At 60.6% G+C, this 21,973-nt stretch carries 22 protein-coding genes; 6 read left to right on the top strand and 16 right to left on the bottom strand.

All coding sequences use genetic code 11. The features are described 5' to 3' along the window. Positions 1 to 9: 9 nt before the first annotated feature. From AC54XV_RS00985 to exbB, 4 genes are all read right to left on the bottom strand, one after another. Entirely contained in the window at positions 10 to 933 is a 924-nt protein-coding gene (locus tag AC54XV_RS00985) for a hydrogen peroxide-inducible genes activator (protein WP_002551493.1), read from the bottom strand. Between the two features lie 92 nt (positions 934 to 1,025). Then, entirely contained in the window at positions 1,026 to 1,772 is a 747-nt protein-coding gene (locus tag AC54XV_RS00990) for an energy transducer TonB (protein ID WP_003404009.1), read from the bottom strand. Continuing rightward, complete coding sequence (gene exbD, locus AC54XV_RS00995; protein WP_002551495.1) at positions 1,769 to 2,194, bottom strand: TonB system transport protein ExbD; 426 nt, start codon at positions 2,192 to 2,194, stop codon at positions 1,769 to 1,771. Before exbD ends, AC54XV_RS00990 begins: the two co-directional genes overlap by 4 nt. A gap of 3 nt (positions 2,195 to 2,197) precedes the next feature. Further along, positions 2,198 to 3,160: a tonB-system energizer ExbB gene (exbB, locus tag AC54XV_RS01000; RefSeq protein WP_496717663.1), complete on the bottom strand. Its 963-nt coding sequence runs from the start codon at positions 3,158 to 3,160 to the stop codon at positions 2,198 to 2,200. A gap of 209 nt (positions 3,161 to 3,369) precedes the next feature. Between exbB and AC54XV_RS01005 the strand changes: the two genes are divergently transcribed. Continuing rightward, positions 3,370 to 4,218 carry an SDR family oxidoreductase gene (locus AC54XV_RS01005; RefSeq protein WP_011266255.1) on the top strand — a complete coding sequence of 283 codons (849 nt, stop codon included), beginning with the start codon at positions 3,370 to 3,372 and terminating at the stop codon, positions 4,216 to 4,218. A 52-nt stretch (positions 4,219 to 4,270) separates the two neighbouring features. Here AC54XV_RS01005 and AC54XV_RS01010 read toward each other — a convergent pair whose 3' ends face one another. From AC54XV_RS01010 to AC54XV_RS01035, 6 genes are all read right to left on the bottom strand, one after another. Continuing rightward, entirely contained in the window at positions 4,271 to 5,008 is a 738-nt protein-coding gene (locus AC54XV_RS01010; protein WP_003313983.1) for a lipoprotein, read from the bottom strand. A gap of 54 nt (positions 5,009 to 5,062) precedes the next feature. Next, on the bottom strand, positions 5,063 to 5,443 hold the full coding sequence (locus AC54XV_RS01015) for a RidA family protein (protein WP_003367486.1): 381 nt from the start codon (positions 5,441 to 5,443) through the stop codon (positions 5,063 to 5,065). A gap of 24 nt (positions 5,444 to 5,467) precedes the next feature. Beyond that, positions 5,468 to 7,573, bottom strand: coding sequence for a bifunctional GTP diphosphokinase/guanosine-3',5'-bis pyrophosphate 3'-pyrophosphohydrolase (gene spoT / locus AC54XV_RS01020; RefSeq protein ID WP_003404001.1), 2,106 nt, complete (start codon positions 7,571 to 7,573; stop codon positions 5,468 to 5,470). A gap of 60 nt (positions 7,574 to 7,633) precedes the next feature. Continuing rightward, positions 7,634 to 7,897: a DNA-directed RNA polymerase subunit omega gene (gene rpoZ, locus AC54XV_RS01025; RefSeq protein WP_003320174.1), complete on the bottom strand. Its 264-nt coding sequence runs from the start codon at positions 7,895 to 7,897 to the stop codon at positions 7,634 to 7,636. A gap of 147 nt (positions 7,898 to 8,044) precedes the next feature. Next, positions 8,045 to 8,689 carry a guanylate kinase gene (gmk, locus tag AC54XV_RS01030; protein WP_003392601.1) on the bottom strand — a complete coding sequence of 215 codons (645 nt, stop codon included), beginning with the start codon at positions 8,687 to 8,689 and terminating at the stop codon, positions 8,045 to 8,047. Positions 8,690 to 8,702: 13 nt separating this feature from the next. Continuing rightward, positions 8,703 to 9,566: a YicC/YloC family endoribonuclease gene (locus AC54XV_RS01035; protein ID WP_003344441.1), complete on the bottom strand. Its 864-nt coding sequence runs from the start codon at positions 9,564 to 9,566 to the stop codon at positions 8,703 to 8,705. Between the two features lie 312 nt (positions 9,567 to 9,878). On the opposite strand from AC54XV_RS01035, the gene rph reads away from it, so the two are divergent. Together rph and AC54XV_RS01045 are read left to right on the top strand one after the other, a co-directional pair. Continuing rightward, a complete protein-coding gene (gene rph / locus AC54XV_RS01040; protein WP_003313989.1) occupies positions 9,879 to 10,601 on the top strand; it encodes a ribonuclease PH in 723 nt (240 codons plus the stop codon). Between the two features lie 21 nt (positions 10,602 to 10,622). Further along, positions 10,623 to 10,991, top strand: a complete 369-nt coding sequence (locus AC54XV_RS01045; RefSeq protein ID WP_003313990.1) for a DUF4870 domain-containing protein — start codon at positions 10,623 to 10,625, stop codon at positions 10,989 to 10,991. Positions 10,992 to 11,060: 69 nt separating this feature from the next. On the opposite strand, the gene crc is transcribed toward AC54XV_RS01045, so the two are convergent. Next, complete coding sequence (crc, locus tag AC54XV_RS01050) at positions 11,061 to 11,840, bottom strand: catabolite repression control protein Crc (protein WP_002551505.1); 780 nt, start codon at positions 11,838 to 11,840, stop codon at positions 11,061 to 11,063. 82 nt (positions 11,841 to 11,922) lie between these two features. Here crc and pyrE point away from each other — a divergent pair, with 82 nt between their 5' ends. Further along, positions 11,923 to 12,564, top strand: a complete 642-nt coding sequence (pyrE, locus tag AC54XV_RS01055) for an orotate phosphoribosyltransferase (protein ID WP_003403990.1) — start codon at positions 11,923 to 11,925, stop codon at positions 12,562 to 12,564. Positions 12,565 to 12,574: 10 nt separating this feature from the next. Continuing rightward, positions 12,575 to 13,207, top strand: a complete 633-nt coding sequence (locus tag AC54XV_RS01060; protein ID WP_011266258.1) for a hypothetical protein — start codon at positions 12,575 to 12,577, stop codon at positions 13,205 to 13,207. Positions 13,208 to 13,876: 669 nt separating this feature from the next. Here AC54XV_RS01060 and argB read toward each other — a convergent pair. The 4 genes from argB to coaBC are packed head-to-tail and all read right to left on the bottom strand — an operon-like array spanning position 13,877 to position 19,118. Further along, positions 13,877 to 14,782, bottom strand: a complete 906-nt coding sequence (gene argB, locus AC54XV_RS01065; protein ID WP_002551508.1) for an acetylglutamate kinase — start codon at positions 14,780 to 14,782, stop codon at positions 13,877 to 13,879. 28 nt (positions 14,783 to 14,810) lie between these two features. Further along, positions 14,811 to 17,396, bottom strand: coding sequence for a phosphomannomutase/phosphoglucomutase (locus tag AC54XV_RS01070; RefSeq protein WP_192873905.1), 2,586 nt, complete (start codon positions 17,394 to 17,396; stop codon positions 14,811 to 14,813). A gap of 51 nt (positions 17,397 to 17,447) precedes the next feature. After that, positions 17,448 to 17,903, bottom strand: coding sequence for a dUTP diphosphatase (dut, locus tag AC54XV_RS01075; protein WP_024661267.1), 456 nt, complete (start codon positions 17,901 to 17,903; stop codon positions 17,448 to 17,450). Positions 17,904 to 17,909: 6 nt separating this feature from the next. After that, positions 17,910 to 19,118, bottom strand: coding sequence for a bifunctional phosphopantothenoylcysteine decarboxylase/phosphopantothenate--cysteine ligase CoaBC (gene coaBC / locus AC54XV_RS01080; protein ID WP_003403978.1), 1,209 nt, complete (start codon positions 19,116 to 19,118; stop codon positions 17,910 to 17,912). A 135-nt stretch (positions 19,119 to 19,253) separates the two neighbouring features. Between coaBC and radC the strand changes: the two genes are divergently transcribed. After that, positions 19,254 to 19,928 (top strand): RadC family protein, encoded by a 675-nt coding sequence (gene radC, locus AC54XV_RS01085; RefSeq protein ID WP_003403975.1) that lies wholly within the window; start codon positions 19,254 to 19,256, stop codon positions 19,926 to 19,928. Positions 19,929 to 20,061: 133 nt separating this feature from the next. On the opposite strand, the gene AC54XV_RS01090 is transcribed toward radC, so the two are convergent. Further along, positions 20,062 to 21,648, bottom strand: a complete 1,587-nt coding sequence (locus tag AC54XV_RS01090) for an ABC transporter substrate-binding protein (RefSeq protein WP_032657067.1) — start codon at positions 21,646 to 21,648, stop codon at positions 20,062 to 20,064. Between the last annotated feature and the right edge of the window lie 325 nt (positions 21,649 to 21,973).

Consider the following 21,973-nt stretch of genomic DNA (forward strand, 5'->3'; position numbering starts at 1 on the left):
CTGTTCTGCCTAGCTAGCGACTGTTTTCGGACGTGCCACCGAGCACAGACGTGCAGAGTCAGCGAGGATTTCGATGGCTTTGGGTCTCGGGAAGCTTGCACGCCAGGCGATGGCGACCGTGCGGAAAGGCACGGGCGGCGTCAGCGGGCGGACTTCGATCACGCCGGGTGCGTAATGGTGGCTGTCGACTGCCGACAGCGGCAGGATCGAAATGCCCAGCCCGGAGGCGACCATGTGCCGAATGGTTTCCAGCGAGCTGGATTCTACCGTCGTGTGCTTGGCACCTTCGTTGCCTTTGCCCAGCGTCGGGCAGGCTTCCAGGACCTGATCACGGAAGCAGTGACCTTCGCCCAGCAATAACAGGCTCTTGTCGTTGAGCGCCGAGGCATCGATGGTCTCTTTCTGAGTCCAGGGATGGTCGGCCGGCATCAGCACAGAGAACGGTTCGTCGTAAAGCGGCAGGGTCAGCACGTCGGCTTCGTTGAACGGCAAGGCAATGATGACGGCATCCAGCTCACCGTTACGCAGCTTGTCGCGCAGCACATGCGTGAAGTTTTCTTCGATGTACAACGGCATCTGCGGGGCGACCCGGTGCAGTTGTGGGATCAGGTGAGGAAACAGGTAAGGACCAACGGTGTAGATCGCGCCGACTTTCAGCGGGGCGGTCAGCTGGTTCTTGCCGGCCTGGGCCAGCTCGCGAATACCCTGGGCCTGCTCCAGCACTTTCTGCGCCTGCGCCACGATGCCTTCACCGACCGGTGTCAGGCGCACAGCACTTTTGCTGCGCTCGAAAATGAGCACACCGAGTTCGTCTTCGAGTTTTTTGACACCCACCGACAGCGTTGGCTGGCTGACATGGCAGCGTTCCGCTGCATGGCCAAAGTGCTGCTCCTGGGCGAGCGTAACGATGTAGCGCAATTCTGTAAGAGTCATAACGTGCGTCCATGAAGTTGCGACCCCAGCATAGCGGGTGCGATCGATAGACGCACGTTATCAGAAGTACTTATGGGTAACAAAAGTACAATTCAGCGTTTATCCAGCGAATAAACGAACGGTGCGAGGATTTCAATGGTGCCGTTGTTGAGGATTTCCTTCGGCGGCTTGGGCAAGGGTTGAGCGCGACGGATCATTTCCATGGTCGCTCGATCCAGCGCCGGGCTGCCTGAACTGTTGGCAATCGAGTAGGAAAGCACGTTGCCGTCAGCGTCCACCACGAAGCGCAAGCGAGCAACACCTTGCATGCCACGACGGCGTGCATCCTCAGGGTACTTCTTGTACTTGCTCAGATGACCGAGCAAATCGCCCTGCCAATTCGGCAATGCGTTGCTGGGTGGCGAAGGTGCAGGAGCAGGCTTGGGAGCCACCGGCTTTGCCGGTTGCGCCGTGGTCGGCGGTGTATCGACCGGCTTCTCGTCGGCAGGCTTTTCCTTGGGCGGCTCAGGCTTCTTCTGCGGCTTTGGCGGCTGCGGTTTGGGCTTGGGCTTCTCGACCTTCTTGGGCACGACGATTTCCGGCTTCGGCGCCTGCACGACTTCCGGCACCGGTGTCGGCTCCTCCGGGGCTGGCGGCGGGGGCGGCTGAACGACCTTGGGCGGTGGCGGCGGAGCGGGTTCGGGCACTGGCGCAAGTTCGACCATCATGGCGGCCGGTGGCAATTCGACAGGCTGAGGGGCAGGCCAGCGAACGGCAACAATGATTGCGATGGCGTGCACGGCCAGCACCAACAACAGACTACCGCTATAGCGCGTCAGTTTTTGGCGCGTACTGATCATTTCTTACCAGCCGTCTCAAGACCTACCAGACCGACCTTCAGGTAACCCGCACCCCGAAGCGTGTTCATGACTTCCATCAGATCACCGTAATCCACGCCCTTGTCGGCCTGGAAGAAGATCGTGGTGTCTTTCTTGCCCTTGGTGCGGGCGTCCAGCACCTGACCGATCTGCTCGCGAGCAACCTTCTCCTCGCCCAGGTACAGGCTCTTGTCGGTTTTCACGCTGAGAAAGATCGGCTTCTCGGGTCTGGGCTGCGGTGTGGCGGTGGACGCTGGCAGGTCGACCTTGATGTCCACGGTCGCCAGCGGTGCAGCCACCATGAAGATGATCAGCAGCACCAGCATGACGTCGATGAACGGCGTCACGTTGATTTCATGGTTCTCGGCGAGATCGTCGCCGCCTTCGTTAAGATGCAGGCCCACGTTTTAGCCCACCTTGACCATTTGCGGTTGTTGTTGATTGCGCTCGGACGGCTCTGGCAGATGATCCAGATCGCGGCTGACCAGCAGCAGGACGTGTGCCGAGGCATCGGAGACCTGAGCCTTGTAACCGGCGATGGAGCGGGCGAAGACGTTGTAGATCACTACCGCAGGGATCGCCGCGACCAGGCCCAGCGCGGTGGCCAAAAGGGCTTCGGCGATGCCGGGTGCGACTACGGCGAGGTTGGTGGTCTGGGTCTTGGCGATGCCGATGAAGCTGTTCATGATGCCCCAGACCGTACCGAACAGACCCACGAATGGCGCGGTCGAACCGATGGTCGCCAGCACGCCGGTGCCCATGCTCATGTTGCGGCCACAGGCGGCGACCAGACGCTCGAGACGGAAGCTGACACGCTCCTTGATCCCTTCGCGCTCGCGGCTGTTGGCGGACAGGCGCATCTCTTCGAGGGCGTCATGCACCAGCAGGTGGGCGAGGGTGCCTTCCGTGCTGGCGGTGGCGCTCGCTTCAGTCAGGGAGCGGGCTTTTTTCAGATTGACGATTTCGCCGCGCAACCGGCGCTTGGCACCCAGCAGCTCGAAACCCTTGGAGATCCAGATGGTCCACGTCATGATCGAGGCGATGGCCAGACCGATCATCACCGCTTTGACCACGACGTCGGCATTCTGATACATGCCCCACGGCGACAGGTCATGCGCCATGCCCAGGCTGTTGTCTTCGGTGGCGGGCTCCATGGCCTGCACCGGGGCTGCTGCGTCAGGTGCGGCAGGTGCCGTTGCCGCAGCTGATGCAGGTGCTGTGGAAGTCGCAGGGGCAGCGGTCGGAGCCGATTGGTCCGCGAGCGCCATGGGGACGAACATCAGGCTCAAGACAAGGGCTGCGATACTGCGCCATGCACGAGGCAGGCGAGGCATCTGGGTAGGCGAAGCGATTGATTGAATGCGTTTCATGCTGGCCGGACCTGAGAGGAAAAAAGGGGATGGTTCCAGTGCGTCGCTCGGTGCTGTCGACGCTTACGCGGAACGAATGGGCCGCCATTATTGCAAATCGTTCTTGTTAACAAAAGTAATACAGTATCTTTTTTACATATTCGGCCGAATGCTTGCCTGTCGATGAGCGTTTTTAACGATACTGACACCGCCTTTTCTGGAGATACCGAATGACTGCTCCTTCGCTTCTGATCGCCGGCTGTGGCGACATTGGTTCGCGACTCGCTACTCGCCTGCTGCCTCACGGCTGGACCGTGCATGGGCTGCGGCGCACTGTTTCCGAGCTTCCTGCCGGTGTTCACGGTGTGGCGGGCGATCTGTTCGAGACGCAAAAACCTGCCCAATGGCCTGCTGCAGCATTGGATTACGTGGTGTATTGCGCGACCCCCTCACAACGTGACGAAGCGGGTTACCGGATGGCTTACGTCGAGGGCCTGCGTAATGTGTTGAGCTGGCTCGAGCAGACCGGGCAGCGGCCAAAGCGCTTGATCTTCGTTTCAAGCAGCGGTGTTTACGGTCAGCAGAATGGGGAATGGGTGGATGAAACCTCCGCCACCGAGCCCGGCAACTACACCGGCACGGTGATGCTGGAGGCCGAACAGGTCGCGCTGAACAGCGGGCTGCCGGCCACGGCGGTGAGACTGACCGGTATTTACGGCCCGGGCCGCAGTGACCTGTCGAACCGCGTCCGCCAAGGGCACAGCGTGAGGATCGATCCGCCGGTCTACGCCAATCGTATTCATGCCGACGATGCGGCCGGTCTGCTGGAGCACCTGCTGCTGGCGGATCAACGCGGCGTTGCGCTGGAGAGTTGCTACCTGGGCGTCGATGACGATCCGGCCGCGCTGGCCGATGTGGTGGCGTGGATCCGTGAGTATCTGGGAGTGACCGAATGGTCGGAGGAGGTCAGCGTGCAGCGCGTGGGCAGCAAGCGTTGCAGTAATGCCAGGGCGCGAGCATTGGGATGGGCGCCGATGTACCCGGACTTTAGGGCAGGTTATGCGGCTTTACTGGGCTAGAGCAGTGATTGATCAGGAGCGCCGTAAAGGGCGCTCCTGATGCCTGAATCGCTTACTGCTGTTCGAGCAACCAGCGACGTGGGCCGGGACGCAGCTCGGGCATCTGGTCCGCACCAGCATTGTTCACCGCCTGGAATATTTCCAGCTGCTTGCCTTTGCGGGCAAAAATCCACGGGTTGCCTTTCTCGGCTTTCTCCAGCCACATGCTGTCGTATTCGCCGCTCATGGCGGCACAATCGCCAGCCAGACACAGCGCGTAACGATCGTTTTCCGGAAGACCCTGCACACTGCCGTCAGGCATGAATTGCACGGTGCTGCCCTGACCATCACCCTCTACGACTGTCCACTTACCGCCCATGTAGGCGCCATACAGAGCTTTCTCGAAGCTGCTGCCTGGCTGAGCGCCGTCCGGGGCCGGATCTTCGGGTTTCTGGAAGTGCTGTTCAGGGCCTGACTCGCTGGCCGCCTGGACCAGTTCGTCACCCTTGACGCTCAGGTCTTCGAAGAAGTTGCCATAGAAATCGACATGCAGCTTGCCTTCGGCAGCGCTGACGATCTTGCCTTCGCCGAGCTCGAAGCCATTGGAGTAAATGGCCTGATTGGCCTTGGAGTTGATTTTCCACTCCAGATTGGGGCCATTGGCGAGCAGCGCCTGACGCAAGTTGCCTTGCTTGACGGCGGCGTCGATGGCGGTCTGGTTGATCCAGGTGCCGTCCGGATTGCGGTCGGCGTGGCTGGCGCAGCCGCCCAGAATGACGGCGAGCAGCGAGATGGCGAGCGCGGAGCGCATAACGGATTCCTTCCTTCAGGGAGAACGGAGCGCAAGGCACGCTCCGTCGGGGATTTATTCGATGACGAGAATCGCGTCCATTTCAACCTGGGCGCCACGCGGCAGGGCCGCAACGCCGATGGCTGCACGAGCCGGATAAGGCTGAGTGAAGTAGGTGCTCATCAGCTCGTTGACCTTGGCGAAGTGGCCCAGATCGGTCAGAAAGATGTTCAGTTTGACGATGTCCTTGAACGATCCGCCCGCTGCTTCGGCAACCGACTTGAGGTTTTCGAAGACCTGAGTGATCTGGGCTTCGATGCCCTCGACCAGTTCCATGGTGCTCGGGTCCAACGGGATCTGTCCGGACATGTAGACGGTATTGCCAGCTTTGATGGCCTGTGAGTAAGGGCCAATGGCCGCAGGGGCTTTATCGCTGGTGATGACAGTCTTGGTCATGAGAACTCCTGATAGTGGGATGGCCTACGCGCGCATCCGGGTGATGCGTGTGACACCGGTCAGGGCGCGCAGTTTCTTGATCACACGAGCCAGGTGCACGCGATCGTGCACGCTGACCACCAGTTGGACCACGCTGATGCGACCATCGCGTTCGTCCATGCTGATTTTTTCGATATTGCCGTCCGCCGCGTTGACGCTGCTGGCCAGCAGCGCGATCAGGCCGCGCTGATGCTCGAGTTCGACGCGCAGTTCGACGTTGAATTCGCCCGTCACGTCCTTGGCCCAGGACAGCTGGATGCATTTTTCCGGGTTGTGGCGGATTTCGCTGATGTTGCGGCAGTTGTCCAGGTGCACAACCATGCCCTTGCCTGCAGACAGGTGGCCGACAATCGGGTCGCCCGGGATTGGCGTGCAGCACTTGGCGTAGCTGAGCACCAGACCTTCGGTGCCACGAATCGCCAGCGGGCCTTCAGGGCTTGGCAACTGATCGCCTTCGCCCAGCAGGCGGCGGGCAACGACATAGGCCATACGATTACCCAGGCCAATGTCTTCGAGCAGGTCTTCCAGCACTTCGACCCGGTATTCGTTGAGCACCAGTTGAATGCGCTCCTGACCGATCTTGTCGAGGCTGCATTCGAAGCCGTTGAGGACCTTGTTCAGCAGGCGCTCGCCCAGATTGATCGACTCGGAACGGCGTTGCAGCTTGAGTGCGTGACGAATGTGGGTGCGCGCCTTGCCGGTGACGACGAAGTTCAGCCAGGCCGGATTCGGACGTGCGCCGGGCGCGCTGACAATCTCGACGGTCGAGCCACTTTGCAGCGGTTCGGAAAGCGGCGCCAGCCGGCGGTTGATCCGGCAGGCAATGCAGCTGTTGCCGACATCGGTGTGTACCGCGTAGGCGAAATCCACCGCTGTGGAGCCTTTGGGCAGCTCCATGATCCGGCCTTTGGGCGTGAAGACGTAAACCTCGTCCGGGAACAGGTCGATCTTGACGCTTTCGATGAATTCCAGCGAGTTGCCGGCGCGCTGCTGCATTTCCAGCACGCCCTTGACCCACTGTCGGGCCCGGGCGTGAGTGCCCTTGGGCTGCTCGTCGTCACTGGACTTGTACAGCCAGTGTGCCGCGATACCGTTGTTGGCCATTTCTTCCATTTCGCGGGTGCGAATCTGGATCTCGATCGGCACGCCATGCATACCGAACAAGGTGGTATGCAGGGACTGATAGCCGTTGGCCTTGGGGATCGCGATGTAATCCTTGAAGCGACCGGGCAGCGGCTTGTACAGATTATGTACAGCGCCGAGCACGCGATAGCAGGTGTCGACCTTGTCGACGATGATGCGGAACGCGTAGACATCCATGATCTCGTTGAAGGCGCGACGCTTGCCGCGCATCTTCTTGTAGATGCCGTACAGATGCTTCTGCCGCCCACTGACGTCGCCTTCGATGCCATCGACGGCAAGGCAATGACTCAGGGACTCTTCGATCTTGTTGACCAGTTCCTTGCGATTGCCCCTGGCGCGCTTGACCGCCTGGTTGATTCGCGAGGAGCGCATCGGGTACATCGCCTTGAAGCCCAGGTCCTCGAATTCGATGCGCACACTGTGCATGCCCAGCCGATTGGCGATGGGGGCATAGATTTCAAGGGTTTCCTTGGCGATGCGCCGACGCTTTTCGCCGGACAGGACTTCCAGCGTGCGCATGTTGTGCAGGCGATCGGCGAGCTTGACCAGGATGACGCGAATGTCGCGCGCCATTGCCATGGCCATTTTCTGGAAGTTTTCCGCCTGGGCTTCGGCCTTGGTCTCGAAATTCATCTGGGTCAGTTTGCTGACCCCGTCGACCAGTTCCGCGACGGTCTCGCCAAATTGGGCGCTGAGCGCTTCCTTGGCAATCCCGGTGTCTTCGATGACGTCATGCAGCATCGCGGCCATCAGGCTCTGATGGTCCATGTGCATGTCGGCAAGAATATTCGCCACCGCGAGAGGATGGGTGACGTAGGCTTCACCGCTGCGACGGCGTTGGCCATCGTGGGCTTGTTCGGCGTAGAAATACGCTCGGCGGACCAGATTGACCTGGTCCTTGCCGAGGTAGGCCGACAGTCTGTCGGCGAGGGCGTCTATGCTCGGCAAGGCGCTACCCCTTGCCAATGGCTTTTACCCTGCGCCGTACTACGTCGACCTGGCATAGGCTTAGACGGCCTCGTTGGACTCGTCCTCGAACGCTGCGAACAATGGCTCATCTTCAACGATTTCAGCTTCTGCGATTACAGAGTAATCCATCACGCCAGCTGCGATTTCACGCAGGGCCATGACGGTAGGCTTGTCGTTTTCCCAGGCCAGCTTTGGTTCTTTGCCGCCGGTTGCCAGTTGACGGGCACGCTTGGTAGAGAGCATGACCAGCTCAAAGCGGTTATCCACGTGTTCTAGGCAGTCTTCAACGGTTACGCGGGCCATGGGTATTCCTCGTAGCAAATGCGGATGCGCGATGCCCGGATGGGCGAGCGGACTCGGTAGTTTACAAGCGTACAGCACCAGTCATCAAGCGGCATGCCAACAACGGCATGCTTTTAACCTGTTGCCTGATGTCTGGAAACGATTCGATCAGGCCAGCAACTCCTGAAAAAGCTCGCTGTATTGCTCTTGCTGGTGCTGTTGAGTCAGGCGATTGGCGCGGAAAATCGCCTTGAGGTCTTCCAGCGCGCCGGCAAAGTCGTCATTGACCACGACGTACTCATACTCGCTGTAGTGGCTCATTTCGCTGACGGCTTCACGCATGCGGGCTTCGATGATCTCGTCACTGTCCTGGCCGCGATTGGTCAGGCGCTGGCGCAAGGCCTGCTGGGTCGGCGGCAAAATGAAGATGGAACGGGCCTGCGGCATCTGCGCACGAACCTGGCGCGCACCCTGCCAGTCGATTTCCAGAATCAGGTCGTGGCCTTCGTCCAGCGTCTGCTGCAAGTGGCTCTGCGACGTGCCATACAGGTTGCCGAAGACCTCGGCCTGCTCGAGAAAGTCGCCGTGCTCGATCATGCTCAGGAACGTGGCACGATCGACGAAGTTGTAGTTCACACCGTCCACTTCGCCGGGGCGCATGGCGCGCGTGGTGTGCGAGACAGAGACGCGAATCTTTGCCTGAGCGCCGTGCTGAGGCTCTTGCTGAGCGTCCATCAGCGCCTTGACCAGACTGGTCTTGCCCGCGCCGGACGGAGCGGAAATGATGTACAGGGTGCCAGTGATATGGGTCATGTCAGGTTTAGCCTTACTCAATATTCTGCACTTGCTCACGCATCTGCTCGATCAACACTTTGAGGTTGACGGCAGCCTGCGTGCTGCGTGGGTCAAAGGCCTTGGAGCCCAGTGTATTCGCTTCGCGGTTAAGCTCTTGCATCAGGAAATCAAGACGGCGTCCTGCCTGGCCGCCAGCCTTGAGTACGCGACGCACTTCGGTGACGTGGGTGCTGAGGCGGTCCAGTTCTTCGGCGACATCGCTTTTCTGTGCCAGCAGAACCATTTCCTGCTCCAGACGCTGAGGGTCGAGCTCGGCTTTCATGTCGGCAAAGCGATCCAGCACCTTCTGCCGCTGGGTTGCGAGCATCTGTGGCACCAGCGTGCGCAAGGTGGCGACTTCTTCGACGATGGAGGACAGACGCTCGTCGAGCAGCCGCGCCAGGTCTGCGCCTTCGCGCCCGCGCCCGCTTTTCAATTCGGTCAGCGCATCATTGAACAGTTTCAGGGCCTCGGTGTTCAACACCTGCGGATCGTTGGCATCGGCGACCAGCACGCCCGGCCAGGCCAGCACCTCGAGCGGGTTCAAGGCAGCAGGCTGTTTGATCAAGCCGGCAACCGACTCGGCTGCGGCGATCAATTGGCCTGCGCGTTCAAGATCCACCTGCAGCGGCTTGCCGGCGGTTTCCTCGACAAAGCGCAGTGTGCACTCGACCTTGCCGCGCGACAGGCCCTGACGCAGCGCTTCGCGAATCGCGCCTTCCAGATCGCGGAACGACTCCGGCAGGCGCAGGTGTGGCTCAAGATAGCGGTGGTTGACCGAGCGCAGTTCCCAGCTCAGTGTGCCCTGGGCACCGGCCCGCTCTACTCGGGCAAAGGCAGTCATGCTGTGCACCATGGGAAATACCTCTTGGTTCGCTTTCAAAGCGTGGTTCGGTTCATGAACGCGCAGAAATGGCGGTCATGGGCGTCGTGAAAGCCGGCTGGCTGTAGAGGCGCAGGATTGTAGCGCAGTGCGGCGCAGGCTCCCAATCCGACAGTGTGACAGGTGACGCAAGGCGTTGTTTTACCCCGTATCTGCGCGTCGAAAGCCTTGATCCAGGGCCTTCTGGTTGCGCGGGATCGGCATTGACGGCTTTTAGAGATGCCCAGCGGCAGCTGTGGCCTCTATAATGCTCAGCAGTTTTCCGTCTCAGTACAGGTATCCCAGATGAAACGTCCAAGTGGTCGCGCCGCCGATCAGCTCCGCTCGATCCGCATCACCCGCAACTACACCAAACACGCCGAGGGTTCTGTACTGGTCGAGTTTGGTGATACCAAGGTGATTTGCACCGTCAGCGTCGAAAACGGCGTACCACGCTTTCTCAAAGGCCAGGGCCAGGGTTGGCTGACTGCCGAATACGGCATGCTGCCACGTGCTACCGGCGAGCGTAACCAGCGCGAAGCCAGCCGTGGCAAGCAGGGTGGCCGTACACTCGAAATCCAGCGCCTGATCGGTCGTTCACTGCGCGCTGCGCTGGACATGTCCAAGCTGGGCGACGTCACCCTGTACGTCGATTGCGATGTCATTCAGGCTGACGGTGGCACTCGTACGGCTTCTATTACCGGTGCGATGGTGGCCCTGGCTGATGCGCTGAAGGTGATCAAGAAGCGTGGCGGCCTGAAAGGCGGCGACCCGCTCAAGCAGATGATCGCGGCCGTTTCGGTCGGCATGTATCAGGGCGAGCCGGTGCTCGACCTGGACTACCTCGAAGACTCGGCTGCCGAGACCGACCTGAACGTGGTCATGACCAGTGCAGGCGGTTTCATTGAAGTTCAGGGCACTGCTGAAGGCGCGCCATTCCAGCCTGAAGAGCTGAACGCGATGCTCGCGCTGGCGCAGAAGGGCATGACCGAGTTGTTTGAATTGCAGCGCGCCGCGTTGGCCGACTGATACCCAGAAGGGGGTCCGATAATGAGTGACAGCTTGCAACCGTTCAGCAAACCGCCGCAAAGCGCTCGCCAGTGGGCGATGTTCTGTCACTTGTCGGCGTTTGCCGGACTGATGTTTCCATTCGGCAATCTGCTGGGCCCGCTGATTATCTGGCAGTTGAAGAAAGACTCCGATCCGTTTATCGACGCGCAAGGCAAGGAAGCGCTGAATTTTCAGATCACAGTCGCCATCGCGGCCACCGTCAGCATGCTGCTGGTGCTACTGATCATCGGCTTTGCGTTACTGACGCTGGTGGGCATCGGTGCCGCAGTGCTGGCGATCATTGCCGGGATAAAAGCCAATGACGGCGTCGATTATCGCTATCCGTTCACCTTGCGCCTGATCAAGTAGCATCACTTCAGGCAACGCAAAAAGCCGACTTCAAGTCGGCTTTTTCGTGTTCGCTGCCTTGCCTGGCTATCAGATAGTCAGGGTCCAGTCGTAATCCACGATCAACGGCGCGTGCTGCGAGAAACGCGGCTGGCGTGGCAGACGGGCGCTGCGCACGAAGCGGCGCAGGCCAGGGGTCAGGATCTGATAATCGAAGCGCCAGCCCAGGTTCAGCATCTCTGCCTGTTCGTTATCCGGCCACCAGCTGTACTGGTCGCCTTCACGGCTGACTTCACGCAGGGCATCGACGTAGCCCATGGTGCCGACGATTTCGTCCATCCAGGCGCGTTCGGGCGCGAGGAAGCCGGGTGACTGCTGGCTGTCGCGCCAGTTCTTGATATCGAGCTTCTGCTGCGCCACATAGAGCGATCCGCAGTAGATGTATTCGCGACGCTTGCGGCGCTGCTTGTCCATGTACTTGCCGAAATCGTCCATGAGCTTGAATTTCTGATTCAGGTCTTCATCGCCATTCATCCCCGACGGAAAGAGCAGGGTAGCGATACTGACCTTGTCGAAATCTGCTTGCAGGTAGCGCCCGTAGCGGTCGGCTGTCTCGAAGCCGAGGCCGCTGATTACCGCCTTCGGCTGCAACCGCGAATACAGCGCCACACCACCCTGAGCGGGAACCTCGGCTTCGCAGGCATAGAGGAAGTAACCATCCAGCTGAAAGGCTGGATCGTCCAGTTCAAAGGTGGAGGCGCGGGTGTCCTGTAAGCAGATGACGTCGGCATTCTGAGCTTGCAGCCAGCTGAGCAAACCACGCTCGACCGCAGCCTGAATGCCATTTACGTTCACACTGATGATCCGCATAAATGGCCCCAAAAATCACGTGCGTGTATGATACCCGAGCTCTACCTAATTAGCTAAATCCGTGGTATTCGGAGCTTTTTTCATGCAGGCGTATCAACGCGATTTCATTCGTTTTGCCATCGATCGCGGTGTTCTGCGCTTCGGTGAGTTCACTCTCAAGTCCGGGCGCACCAGCCCGTACTTCTTCAATGCGGGGCTGTTCAACACCGGTTCCGCACTGGCACAACTGGGGCGTTTCTACGCAGCCGCCGTGGTTGAAAGCGGTATTGCCTTCGACGTTCTGTTCGGTCCGGCCTACAAGGGCATTCCGCTCGCATCGGCCACTGCCGTGGCGCTGGCCGAGCATCATGACCGTGATCTGCCGTGGTGTTTCAACCGCAAGGAAGCCAAGGCGCACGGCGAGGGCGGCAGTCTGGTGGGCTCGCCGCTGGCGGGGAATGTGCTGATTATCGACGACGTGATCACTGCGGGCACCGCGATCCGTGAGGTCATGCAGATCATCAAGGACCAGGATGCGACAGCTGCGGGCGTGCTGATCGCGCTCAATCGTCAGGAGCGCGGCAATGGCGAGCTGTCGGCGATTCAGGAAGTCGAACGTGACTTCGGGATTCCGGTGGTGAGTATCGTGTCGCTGAATCAGGTGCTCGAGTTCCTGGCCGACGACCCGCAGCTCAAGCAGCATCTGCCTGCTGTCGAAGCCTATCGCGCGCAATTCGGAATCTGAGGACGAGCCTATGGCAGTCGGCAGCAGGGCACGGTTTTCGGTTTCAGGCACGCTGAGCGCTTTGCGGGCCTTGCTGGCTGTCGTCATGCTTGTGCCCATGCTCGCTCAGGCTGCCGACGCACCTGAGCCACGGCTTTATCGCTACGTCGATAGCCGCGGGGTGACGGTGATCGACACGCAAGGCGTGCCGCCCGACTACGTTGCCAAAGGTTATGAAGTGCTCAACAGTCGTGGCCGGGTGGTTCAGGTTGTGCCGCCCGCGCCTACGGCCGAGCAGATTCGCCAGTCCGAAGCGGACAAACGCCAGGCCGCCGCCGATGCGCAACTGCTGAGCCTGTACAGCAGCGTCGCTGAAGTGGATCGCATGAAGGCCCGCAAACTGGCCGAGCTGGACGCGCTGGTTGGCGTTGCCCTGGGCAACATTCAGGGGCTGGCGGCGCAGCAGCGCAGTCTGCAGGGCCAGGCCGCCGACCTTGAGCGTGCAGGACGTCCGGTTCAGCAGGCGCTTGTCGATCAACTGAACGACTTGCGCGATCAGCAGCAGAAACTGCAAGCCGATATCGCCGGGTATCAGGCCGCACGCGTAAAGGCCGAAGCAGACTTCGCCGTGGACCGCGCCCGCGTCCAGCGGCTGACTCAATGACAGGACGCAGAGCGTCCAGAGCGGCATACCCACGCGAAGTTTGGTCGGACACTATCGTCATGCCCGGGTCTGTTTTTGATTCTGGCCGAAGGCCGTAGGAGCGAACTTGTTCGCGAAAGGGGCCGCCGCCAGACACCGATCGTTCCTCACGCTCCAGCGTGGGGATGCCTGTCGTGACGCTCCGCGTCACAAATCTGCGCCGCGCCACACATTCAGGACAGGACGCAGAGCGTCCAGAAATGCATACCCACGCGGAGCATGGGCACGATAGTGTTCTCCACGCGCTCTCCCGGCCACCTATCGTTCCTCACGCTCCAGCGTGGGAATGCCTGTCGTGACGCTTCGCGTCACAGATCTGCGCCGCGCCACACATTCAGGACAGGACGCAGAGCGTCCAGAAGTGCATACCCACGCGGAGCATGGGTACGATAATGTTCTTCCGAGCCCGTTACGCTCCGCGATCTCCCGGACACCTATCGTTCCTCACGCTCCAGCGTGGGAATGCCTGTCTTGACGCTCTGCGTCACAGATCTGCGCCGAGCCACATATTCAGGACAGGACGCAGAGCTTCCAGAACGGCATGCCCACGCGGAGCTGTTCTCAATCATCAGCCAACAAAAAAGGCCCCGTGAGTGTCAGCTCACGGGGCCTTTGGGTGTTACGCCTGAATCAATGCCGCTTGCGGTTGGTGATCTGGGTACCTACACCGCTGTCGGTGAAGATCTCCAGCAAGACCGCGTTGGGCACTCGACCGTCGATGATGTGCGAGCTGTTGACGCCGCCCTGAACCGCTTCCAGCGCGCAACGAATCTTCGGCAGCATGCCGCCGTAGATGGTGCCGTCGGCGATCAGGCCGTCGACCTGCTCGGTGGTCAGGCCGGTCAGGACTTCGCCCTGCTTGTTCATAAGGCCGGCGATGTTGGTCAGCAGAATCAGCTTCTCGGCCTTGAGGGCTTCGGCAACCTTGCCTGCTACCAGGTCGGCGTTGATGTTGTACGACTCGCCGTCCGGGCCCACGCCGATAGGCGCGATGACCGGAATGAAATCGCCTTTGACCAGCATGTTGAGCAGCCCGGTGTTGACCCCGACCACTTCACCGACCTGACCGATGTCGATGATTTCGGGCTTGGTCATTTCCGGCGTCTGGCGCGTGACGGTGAGCTTCTTCGCACGAATCAGCTCCGCGTCCTTGCCGGTCAGACCGATCGCGCTGCCGCCATGACGGTTGATCAGGTTGACGATGTCCTTGTTGACCTGGCCGCCCAGTACCATCTCCACGACATCCATGGTTTGCGCATCAGTCACACGCATGCCGTCGATGAAGTGGCTCTCGATGGACAGGCGCTTGAGCAGATCGCCGATCTGCGGCCCGCCGCCGTGAACCACTACCGGGTTGATGCCCACCGCTTTCATCAACACGATGTCGCGCGCAAAGCCGGTTTTCAGCTCTTCGCTCTCCATGGCGTTGCCGCCGTACTTGATAACCAGCGTCTTGCCGACAAAGCGGCGAATGTAAGGCAGCGCTTCGGAAAGGACCTTGGCTACATTAGAGGCGGCATCGCGTTCGAGGGTCATTCAGGGCTCCAGTCAAAAGGAAAAACAATCAAAATGGCAGGTCGAGGTCCGGCGCAACTTTCTTCAGTTCTGCGTGGAACACGTCCTTGATACGCTGCAATTCGGCCTCGGTCTCGGCTTCGAAGCGCAGCACCAGTACCGGCGTGGTATTGGAAGCGCGAACCAGACCCCAGCCCTTCGGATAGTCCACACGGACACCGTCGATGGTGGTCAGTTTGGCGTCGCCCCACTGCGCATCCGTTTCAAGGGCCTTGATGATGCTGAACTTGGTGACATCCGTCACCTTGATGTTGATTTCAGGCGTCGAAATATCGTTCGGGAAGGTCTCGAACAGGTCTTCGGCGTTGGCCGACTCCTGGCTGAGGATCTCCAGCAGGCGTGCTGCGCTGTAGATACCGTCGTCGAAACCGAACCAGCGTTCCTTGAAGAAGATGTGGCCGCTCATTTCGCCTGCCAGCAGCGCACCGCTTTTCTTCATTTCTTTCTTGATCAGCGAGTGACCGGTTTTCCACATCACCGGACGGCCGCCATGCTCGCTGATCAGCGGAGTCAGGCGGCGTGTGCATTTGACGTCGAAAATGATGTCGGCACCCGGATTGCGCTTGAGCACGTCCAGCGCGAACAGCATCAACAGGCGGTCCGGGTACACCACGTTGCCTGCGTTGGTCACGACACCGACACGGTCGCCGTCACCGTCGAAGGCCAGGCCCAGATCGGCACCGGTTTCCTTGACCTTGGCAATCAGGTCCTGCAGGTTTTCCAGCTTGCCCGGATCCGGGTGATGGTTGGGGAAGTTGCCATCCACTTCCGCGAACAGGGAAATCACTTCACAGCCCAGCGCTTCGATCAGCTGCGGAGCGATCACGCCTGCCGCGCCGTTACCGCAGTCGACCACGACCTTCAGTTTGCGCGCCATGACGATGTCATTCTTGATCTGCTGGAAGTAGCGCTCAAGGATGTCGACCTGGGTGATGCTGCCTTTCTGCGACGTCAGGTTGTTGGTCTTGATGCGCTCGTGCAGCGCCTGGATCTGCTCGTTGGCGAGGGTATCGCCGGCGATGACGATCTTGAAGCCGTTGTAGTCCTTCGGGTTATGGCTGCCGGTCAGCATGACGCCGGTCTTGCCGGCCAGCACGTTGGCTGCGTAATACAGCGCAGGCGTTGGCACCAGGCCTACATCGCTGACGTGGCAGCCGCTGTCGTGCAGACCTTGAATCAGTTGCTGTACCAGTTCAGGACCGGAAAGGCGACCGTCGCGGCCAACGCTGACGTTGGGTTCGTTCTGCGCCAGGCTTTCGGAGCCGATGGCGCGGCCGATCCAGTAAGCCGTTTCAGCGTTGAGGGTGTCCCCGACCACGCCACGGATGTCGTAGGCACGGAAAATAGTCTCGGGAAGGTTGGGTGCCACGGATGCTGGGCTGTTCATAGCGAGGTTATGCTCCGATCTCAGGAAGTCCTGGTTTTCGTCGAGAAGGTCGATATCAAGGATATCGGTATCTTGAAACAGCGGATCGGTCCAGTCGGTGCGTGATGCAGCCACGGTGGACGAAGCACTGCCTTTGGCAATATCTGCATCGCGCTGCTCGCCCGCCGCCAGGACAGGCGCTGCCTGAGGCTGACTACGAAGCGAGACACGAGCAAGGGCCTGAGCCAGACCACTAAGGGCCGGGAGGCTCAAACCGAAGGGTTTGACGGCTTTTCCGCGTGAGAGTTCTTGGAGCAGCTGATCCAGTTGCCGTGCGTCGGCGCAAATACGCTTCTGCAGGGCCCGTTCGTTACGGTGCAAGCCAAGCAGCACGCCCGCTGCAGCGATAATCAGTGCCAGCAGCAGAAGCATCACGGACGGTGAGGTTTTCAGCCCGGGGCCGGGCGTGAACTCGAGTTTCCAGCCAGGATAACCGGTATCGAAAGCCTGGGCTTTGCCTTCCTCGGCCTGACCGCGTTGCAGGAACACCTGAGCAGGTCCGCTGCCGAATTGCTGGCTGAGCACCACTTGCCCGGCGTCGGCAGGCAGCGCCGGCAAGGCATTGAGCAAGCGCTGCAGGTCGAAGGCCAGCAGCAGCGTACCCACCACCGGCTGACTGGCAGCGGCACGCACCGGCGCGGCGCTGTAGATCAACCAGCGCTCGCCGACCTTGCGCGCCTCCGGGGCGACGGCCTCACCTTGTGCGGCCTTGTTGAGCATATCCAGGGTGGCGAAACTGACGGGCAGTGCGCCTTGCGTATCCACATCGGCCAGCCCCTTGGGGTAAAGCCGAGCGCCTGCGAGGCCGTCCCAACGGGTGAATCGATCCTGAGCGGCCAGCAGGGCAGCGGCATCATTGCTTTGCAATGTCTGCACAAGCGCCGCACCGGATGCTGCTGACTGGGTGTCCGCGTTGATCTGGCGCAGTGCCAGACCCACCGCTGCCGCCTGACTGCCGCCCCAGGCCTGAACCAGCTGGTCCTGTTGCTGCGGGCCGGTGGCCAGAGCCATCCAGACCAGCGCCGCAGCGATGAGCAGGCCGATGGCGGCAGGCACCAGGCCGGGCGCGAGGCCTGTGAGGCTCGCAGCCGGAGGCGAGTTGTCGGTGGGTATGGCGTGCTGTGAAGCGCTGTGCTGACTACCTTTCACCGACCTCTCCCTGAGCCTTGTTCCGAACCCGGATTATGTGCCGAATGGCGATCAATGACTGCCGGAATGACCGAAGCCGCCAGCGCCACGCTGACTTTCGTCGAACGCTTCAACCAGCTCGAAGTGCGCCTGTACGACCGGCACCAGGACCAATTGGGCGATGCGCTCGCCGACGGCGATGTTGAAAGCCGTGTGGCCGCGGTTCCAGCAGGAGACCATCAGTTCGCCCTGGTAATCGGAGTCGATCAGGCCTACCAGATTGCCCAGCACGATGCCGTGTTTGTGGCCCAGGCCGGAGCGCGGCAGGATCAGCGCGGCAAGACCCGGATCGCCAATGTAAATCGACAGGCCGGTAGGGATCAGCAGGGTCTGGCCGGGCTCGAGGACCGTGTCTTCCTTGAGCATGGCGCGCAGGTCCAGGCCAGCCGAGCCGGTAGTGGCGTAGGCCGGCAGCGGAAATTCGTTGCCAATGCGAGGGTCGAGGATCTTGGCTTGTAGAGCGTGCATTCGTAGTTAAACCTGATTCATGCGGTCGGCGATAAAAGTGACCAGCTGGCGAGCGATCTTGGCCTTGCTGGTCTGGGCGAAAAGCGTTGCGTGCAACCCTCGGTCAATCACGCTGCAGGCGTTTTCCTCACTATTGAAGCCGATGCTCGGGTTCGCGACATCGTTGGCGACAATCAGGTCGAGGTTCTTGTCCTTGAGCTTGCGGGCAGCGTAGTCGAGCAGGTGTTCGGTCTCGGCGGCAAAGCCGACACTGAAGGGGCGATCCGGGCGGGTTGCGATGGTCGCCAGAATATCCGGATTGCGCACCATCTGCAGCAGCAAGCCGTCACCGTTCGAAGGATCTTTCTTCAATTTGTGCGGGGCAACGACTTCCGGGCGGTAGTCGGCCACGGCTGCCGAGGCGATGAACAGGTCGCAGGGGATGGCCGCCTCGCACGCTGCCAGCATGTCGCGGGCGCTGACCACGTCGATGCGCGAGACGCGATCAGGCGTAGGCAGGTTGACCGGCCCGGTGATCAGCGTGACGCGAGCGCCGGCTTCCACCGCCGCTTCGGCCAGGGCAAAGCCCATTTTTCCGGAGCTGTGGTTGGTGATGTAGCGCACCGGGTCGATGTTTTCCTGGGTCGGGCCTGCGGTGATCAGCACATGCTTGCCGGTCAGCGTCAGGCGCTGGAAGCAGTCGGCCGCGCACTGGGCCAGGTCGTCGGCCTCCAGCATGCGCCCGAAGCCGACATCGCCACACGCCTGACTGCCGGACGCCGGCCCGAACACACGAAAATCGCGCTCTTCGAGCAGGCGGGTATTGGCTTGCACTGAGGCGTCACGCCACATCGCCTGGTTCATCGCCGGGGCGATGGCGACAGTCGCGTCGGTGGCCAGCACGATGGTGGTCAGCAGGTCGTTGGCGATGCCTTGCGCCAGGCGCGCGATGAGGTCGGCGGTGGCCGGCGCGATGAGGATCAGGTCGGCCCATTTGGCCAGTTCGATATGGCCCATCGCGGCCTCGGCAGCCGGATCGAGAAGGTCCAGGTGCACAGGGTGCCCGGAGAGCGCCTGCATGGTCAGCGGGGTGATGAACTCTGCTCCGCCCTTGGTCATGACCACACGCACTTCAGCGCCCTGATCGCGCAGGCGGCGGACCAGTTCAGCGCTCTTGTAGGCCGCGATGCCGCCGCCGACGCCAAGAACGATGCGTTTTCGATACAGCCGCTGCATAGACCTGCCTTTTTGGTCGAGTGAACACACGACGGCCATGACGCCTCCCCAGGCCAGATCGTCGTGCAAAAAAGATGGGCTAAGATAGCACAGCGACCGCACCGGAACAGCGGTGCCCAATCACATGGAGGTGCTATGAGTATTCGCAGTTGGCCCGCGGCTGAACGCCCCCGGGAACGCTTGTTGGAGTTGGGGGCGGCGAGCCTTTCCGACGCCGAGTTGCTGGCTATCTTTTTACGCACCGGCGTGGCCGGAAAAAGCGCTGTAGACCTTGCGCGTCATCTGCTGAATCAATTTGACGGGCTCAGACCGTTACTGGATGCGGATCTGTCGGCATTCACCTCGCAACTGGGGCTCGGGCCTGCCAAGTTCGCTCAGTTGCAGGCTGTGATGGAAATGGCGCGTCGGCACATGGCTGAGTCCCTGCGCCGTGAATCAGCGCTGGAAAACCCGACCCAGGTTCGCAGCTATCTCAAGGCCCTGCTGCGGCATGAGCCGCACGAAGTCTTCGGCTGCCTGTTTCTCGATAACAAGCACCGGGTCATGACCTTCGAGATATTGTTTCGCGGGACGATCAATGCGTCTTATGTACACCCGCGCCAGGTGGTGAAACGCGCGATGGCGCATAACGCTGCCAGCCTGATCCTCTGCCACAACCATCCTTCCGGTATCACCACGCCCAGCCGTTCCGACATCGACCTGACCAAGCGCCTCAAGGAAGCACTGCTGCTGGTGGATGTTCATGTGCTTGACCACGTGATCGTGGGGGACGGCGAGCCACTGTCGATGGTGGAGCGCGGGTTGATGTAGCGCCCACGCAGAGCGATAGGGTGGCACTCGGATTATCGTTCTCACGCTCCGCGTCCGGTTTTCAGGCGGGGCGTGCCAATGCAGCAGGCATTGGCACGCCATCACACAGAGAGGCCGAGGTCAGTCTGGCGACTTACTTGACCTGCACCTTGTAGAAATCCTGCCTGCCGAACGGGCTGACCTGATAGCCAGTGACGTCCTTGCGCACCAGCGTAGCGGCTGTCGGGTGGGCGAGGGGGATCCACAGTGCCTGCTGTTGAATCTGCTGCTGGGCCTGGTGATACAGCTTGCTGCGCTCGGCCTGGCCGCTGACGGATTTACCGTCTGCGATCAGCTTGTCCAGTGTCTTGTCGCAATAGCGGGCGAAGTTGGTGCCCGATTGCACGGCCGCACACGAGAACTGCGGGGTCAGGAAGTTATCCGGGTCGCCATTGTCGCCCGCCCAGCCCATGAACAGCAGATCATGCTCGCCAGCCTTGGCGCGGCGAATCAGCTCGCCCCACTCAATGATCTTGATCTCGGCATCGATGCCGACCTGTTTCAAATCAGCCTGCAGCAATTGAGCACCCAGGCTCGGATTCGGATTCAGCAGACTCCCGGAAGGTCGCGTCCAGATGGTGGTCTTCAAACCCTCTTTCACACCGGCCTTGGCCAGCAGCGCCTTGGCCTTGGCAACATCGTGCTGATAGCCGGGCAGGTCCTTGGCGTAACTCCAGGTGTTGGGCGGGTAAGGGCCGTTGGCCTTTTCAGCGGTGCCTTCGAACACGGCTTTCAGGTAATTGTCCCTGTCGAACGCCAGATTGATGGCCTGGCGAACTTCCGGCTTGTCGAACGGCGGGTGCTGGCTGTTGATCGCGACAAACGCGGTCATGAACGCTTCAGTTTTCTCGACCTTGAGCGAGTCGTCCTTGCTGGCTGCCTGAATATCCAGGGGCTTGGGCGAGAGCGCTATCTGGCATTCGTCCTGACGGATTTTCTGCAGGCGCACATTGGCGTCCGGGGTGATGGCGTACACCAATGTGTCGATATCAGATTTGCCGGCGAAGTAATCGTCGAACGCCTCATAGCGCACCACGGCATCTTTCTGGAAGCGCTTGAACACGAACGGCCCGGTGCCGATCGGCTGGCTGTTGAGTTTCTCCGGCGTGCCCGCTTTCAACAGCTGCGCAGTATATTCGGCTGAATAGATGGAGGCGAAACCCATGCTCAGCGTGGCCAGGAAGGTCGAGTCCGCATGGTTGAGCGTGAAGCGCACGGTGTGTGCATCAGGCGCTTCGATGCTCTTGATCAACGCGGGCAGCTGCATGGACTGCGCATGCGGGAAGCCGCTCTGGGCGATCTTGTGCCACGGGTTCTGCGGGTCGAGCATGCGCTGGAAGCTGAACAGCACGTCATCCGCGCTCAGCTCGCGAGTCGGCTTGAAATAGTCGGTGGTGTGGAATTTCACTCCGGGGTGCAGCTTGAAGTCGTACGTCAGGCCGTCTTTGGACACGGTCCAGCTATCTGCCAGGCTCGGCACCAGCTTGCCGCTCTTGGCATCGAAGTCTACAAGGCGGTTCATCAGCACGTCGGCCGATGCGTTGGTGGTGGTCAGCGAGTTGTACTGTACAACGTCGAAGCCCTCGGGGCTGGCTTCGGTGCAGACCACAAGGTTCGATGCCTGGGCAGCGACGGGAAGCAGGAGTGGAACGAGTAAAAAAGGGAGTGCAGCTAGGCGCATGGCGTTATTTCCTGTTCAGAAAGGGCCCCATCTGCCGGCGCAGTCTGGTGAGGGACTAACCCTAGACCATGTACTGGCGCAGAACAATCGTCATGGAGCGACGAGCGGTCGATTTGCCTGTGCCCCCGCAGTGCTTGAGCATACCGCTGCGCGAGGCGTGATCATTCGGGTCAAAGTGCTTTGCCTGTTGTTGTGCCCAAGGCTTTCTGGTATAAAGCAGCGCTCTTTTCTAGGGGCCCGGTTCCTTCACTGTAGGTGTAGCCGGTAAGACCCTTAAAGAAACGCGGCGCCTGGCGCCAAATGACTGAGAGATTAAGCGGCCAAC

This window comes from Pseudomonas fragariae (ex Marin et al. 2024), from assembly GCF_059621105.1.

Coding starts and splice junctions, on each gene's coding strand:
- AC54XV_RS01035 (WP_003344441.1), bottom strand. CDS start 9,566: ATGGTGCACAGCATGACTGCCTTTGCCCGAGTAGAGCGGGCCGGTGCC.
- crc (WP_002551505.1), bottom strand. CDS start 11,840: ATGCGGATCATCAGTGTGAACGTAAATGGCATTCAGGCTGCGGTCGAG.
- argB (WP_002551508.1), bottom strand. CDS start 14,782: ATGACCCTCGAACGCGATGCCGCCTCTAATGTAGCCAAGGTCCTTTCC.
- exbB (WP_496717663.1), bottom strand. CDS start 3,160: ATGAAACGCATTCAATCAATCGCTTCGCCTACCCAGATGCCTCGCCTG.
- pyrE (WP_003403990.1), top strand. CDS start 11,923: ATGCAGGCGTATCAACGCGATTTCATTCGTTTTGCCATCGATCGCGGT.
- radC (WP_003403975.1), top strand. CDS start 19,254: ATGAGTATTCGCAGTTGGCCCGCGGCTGAACGCCCCCGGGAACGCTTG.
- AC54XV_RS01005 (WP_011266255.1), top strand. CDS start 3,370: ATGACTGCTCCTTCGCTTCTGATCGCCGGCTGTGGCGACATTGGTTCG.
- rph (WP_003313989.1), top strand. CDS start 9,879: ATGAAACGTCCAAGTGGTCGCGCCGCCGATCAGCTCCGCTCGATCCGC.
- coaBC (WP_003403978.1), bottom strand. CDS start 19,118: ATGCAGCGGCTGTATCGAAAACGCATCGTTCTTGGCGTCGGCGGCGGC.
- AC54XV_RS01090 (WP_032657067.1), bottom strand. CDS start 21,648: ATGCGCCTAGCTGCACTCCCTTTTTTACTCGTTCCACTCCTGCTTCCC.
- dut (WP_024661267.1), bottom strand. CDS start 17,903: ATGCACGCTCTACAAGCCAAGATCCTCGACCCTCGCATTGGCAACGAA.
- AC54XV_RS00990 (WP_003404009.1), bottom strand. CDS start 1,772: ATGATCAGTACGCGCCAAAAACTGACGCGCTATAGCGGTAGTCTGTTG.
- AC54XV_RS01060 (WP_011266258.1), top strand. CDS start 12,575: ATGGCAGTCGGCAGCAGGGCACGGTTTTCGGTTTCAGGCACGCTGAGC.
- gmk (WP_003392601.1), bottom strand. CDS start 8,689: ATGACCCATATCACTGGCACCCTGTACATCATTTCCGCTCCGTCCGGC.
- AC54XV_RS01015 (WP_003367486.1), bottom strand. CDS start 5,443: ATGACCAAGACTGTCATCACCAGCGATAAAGCCCCTGCGGCCATTGGC.
- rpoZ (WP_003320174.1), bottom strand. CDS start 7,897: ATGGCCCGCGTAACCGTTGAAGACTGCCTAGAACACGTGGATAACCGC.
- AC54XV_RS01010 (WP_003313983.1), bottom strand. CDS start 5,008: ATGCGCTCCGCGCTCGCCATCTCGCTGCTCGCCGTCATTCTGGGCGGC.
- AC54XV_RS01045 (WP_003313990.1), top strand. CDS start 10,623: ATGAGTGACAGCTTGCAACCGTTCAGCAAACCGCCGCAAAGCGCTCGC.
- AC54XV_RS00985 (WP_002551493.1), bottom strand. CDS start 933: ATGACTCTTACAGAATTGCGCTACATCGTTACGCTCGCCCAGGAGCAG.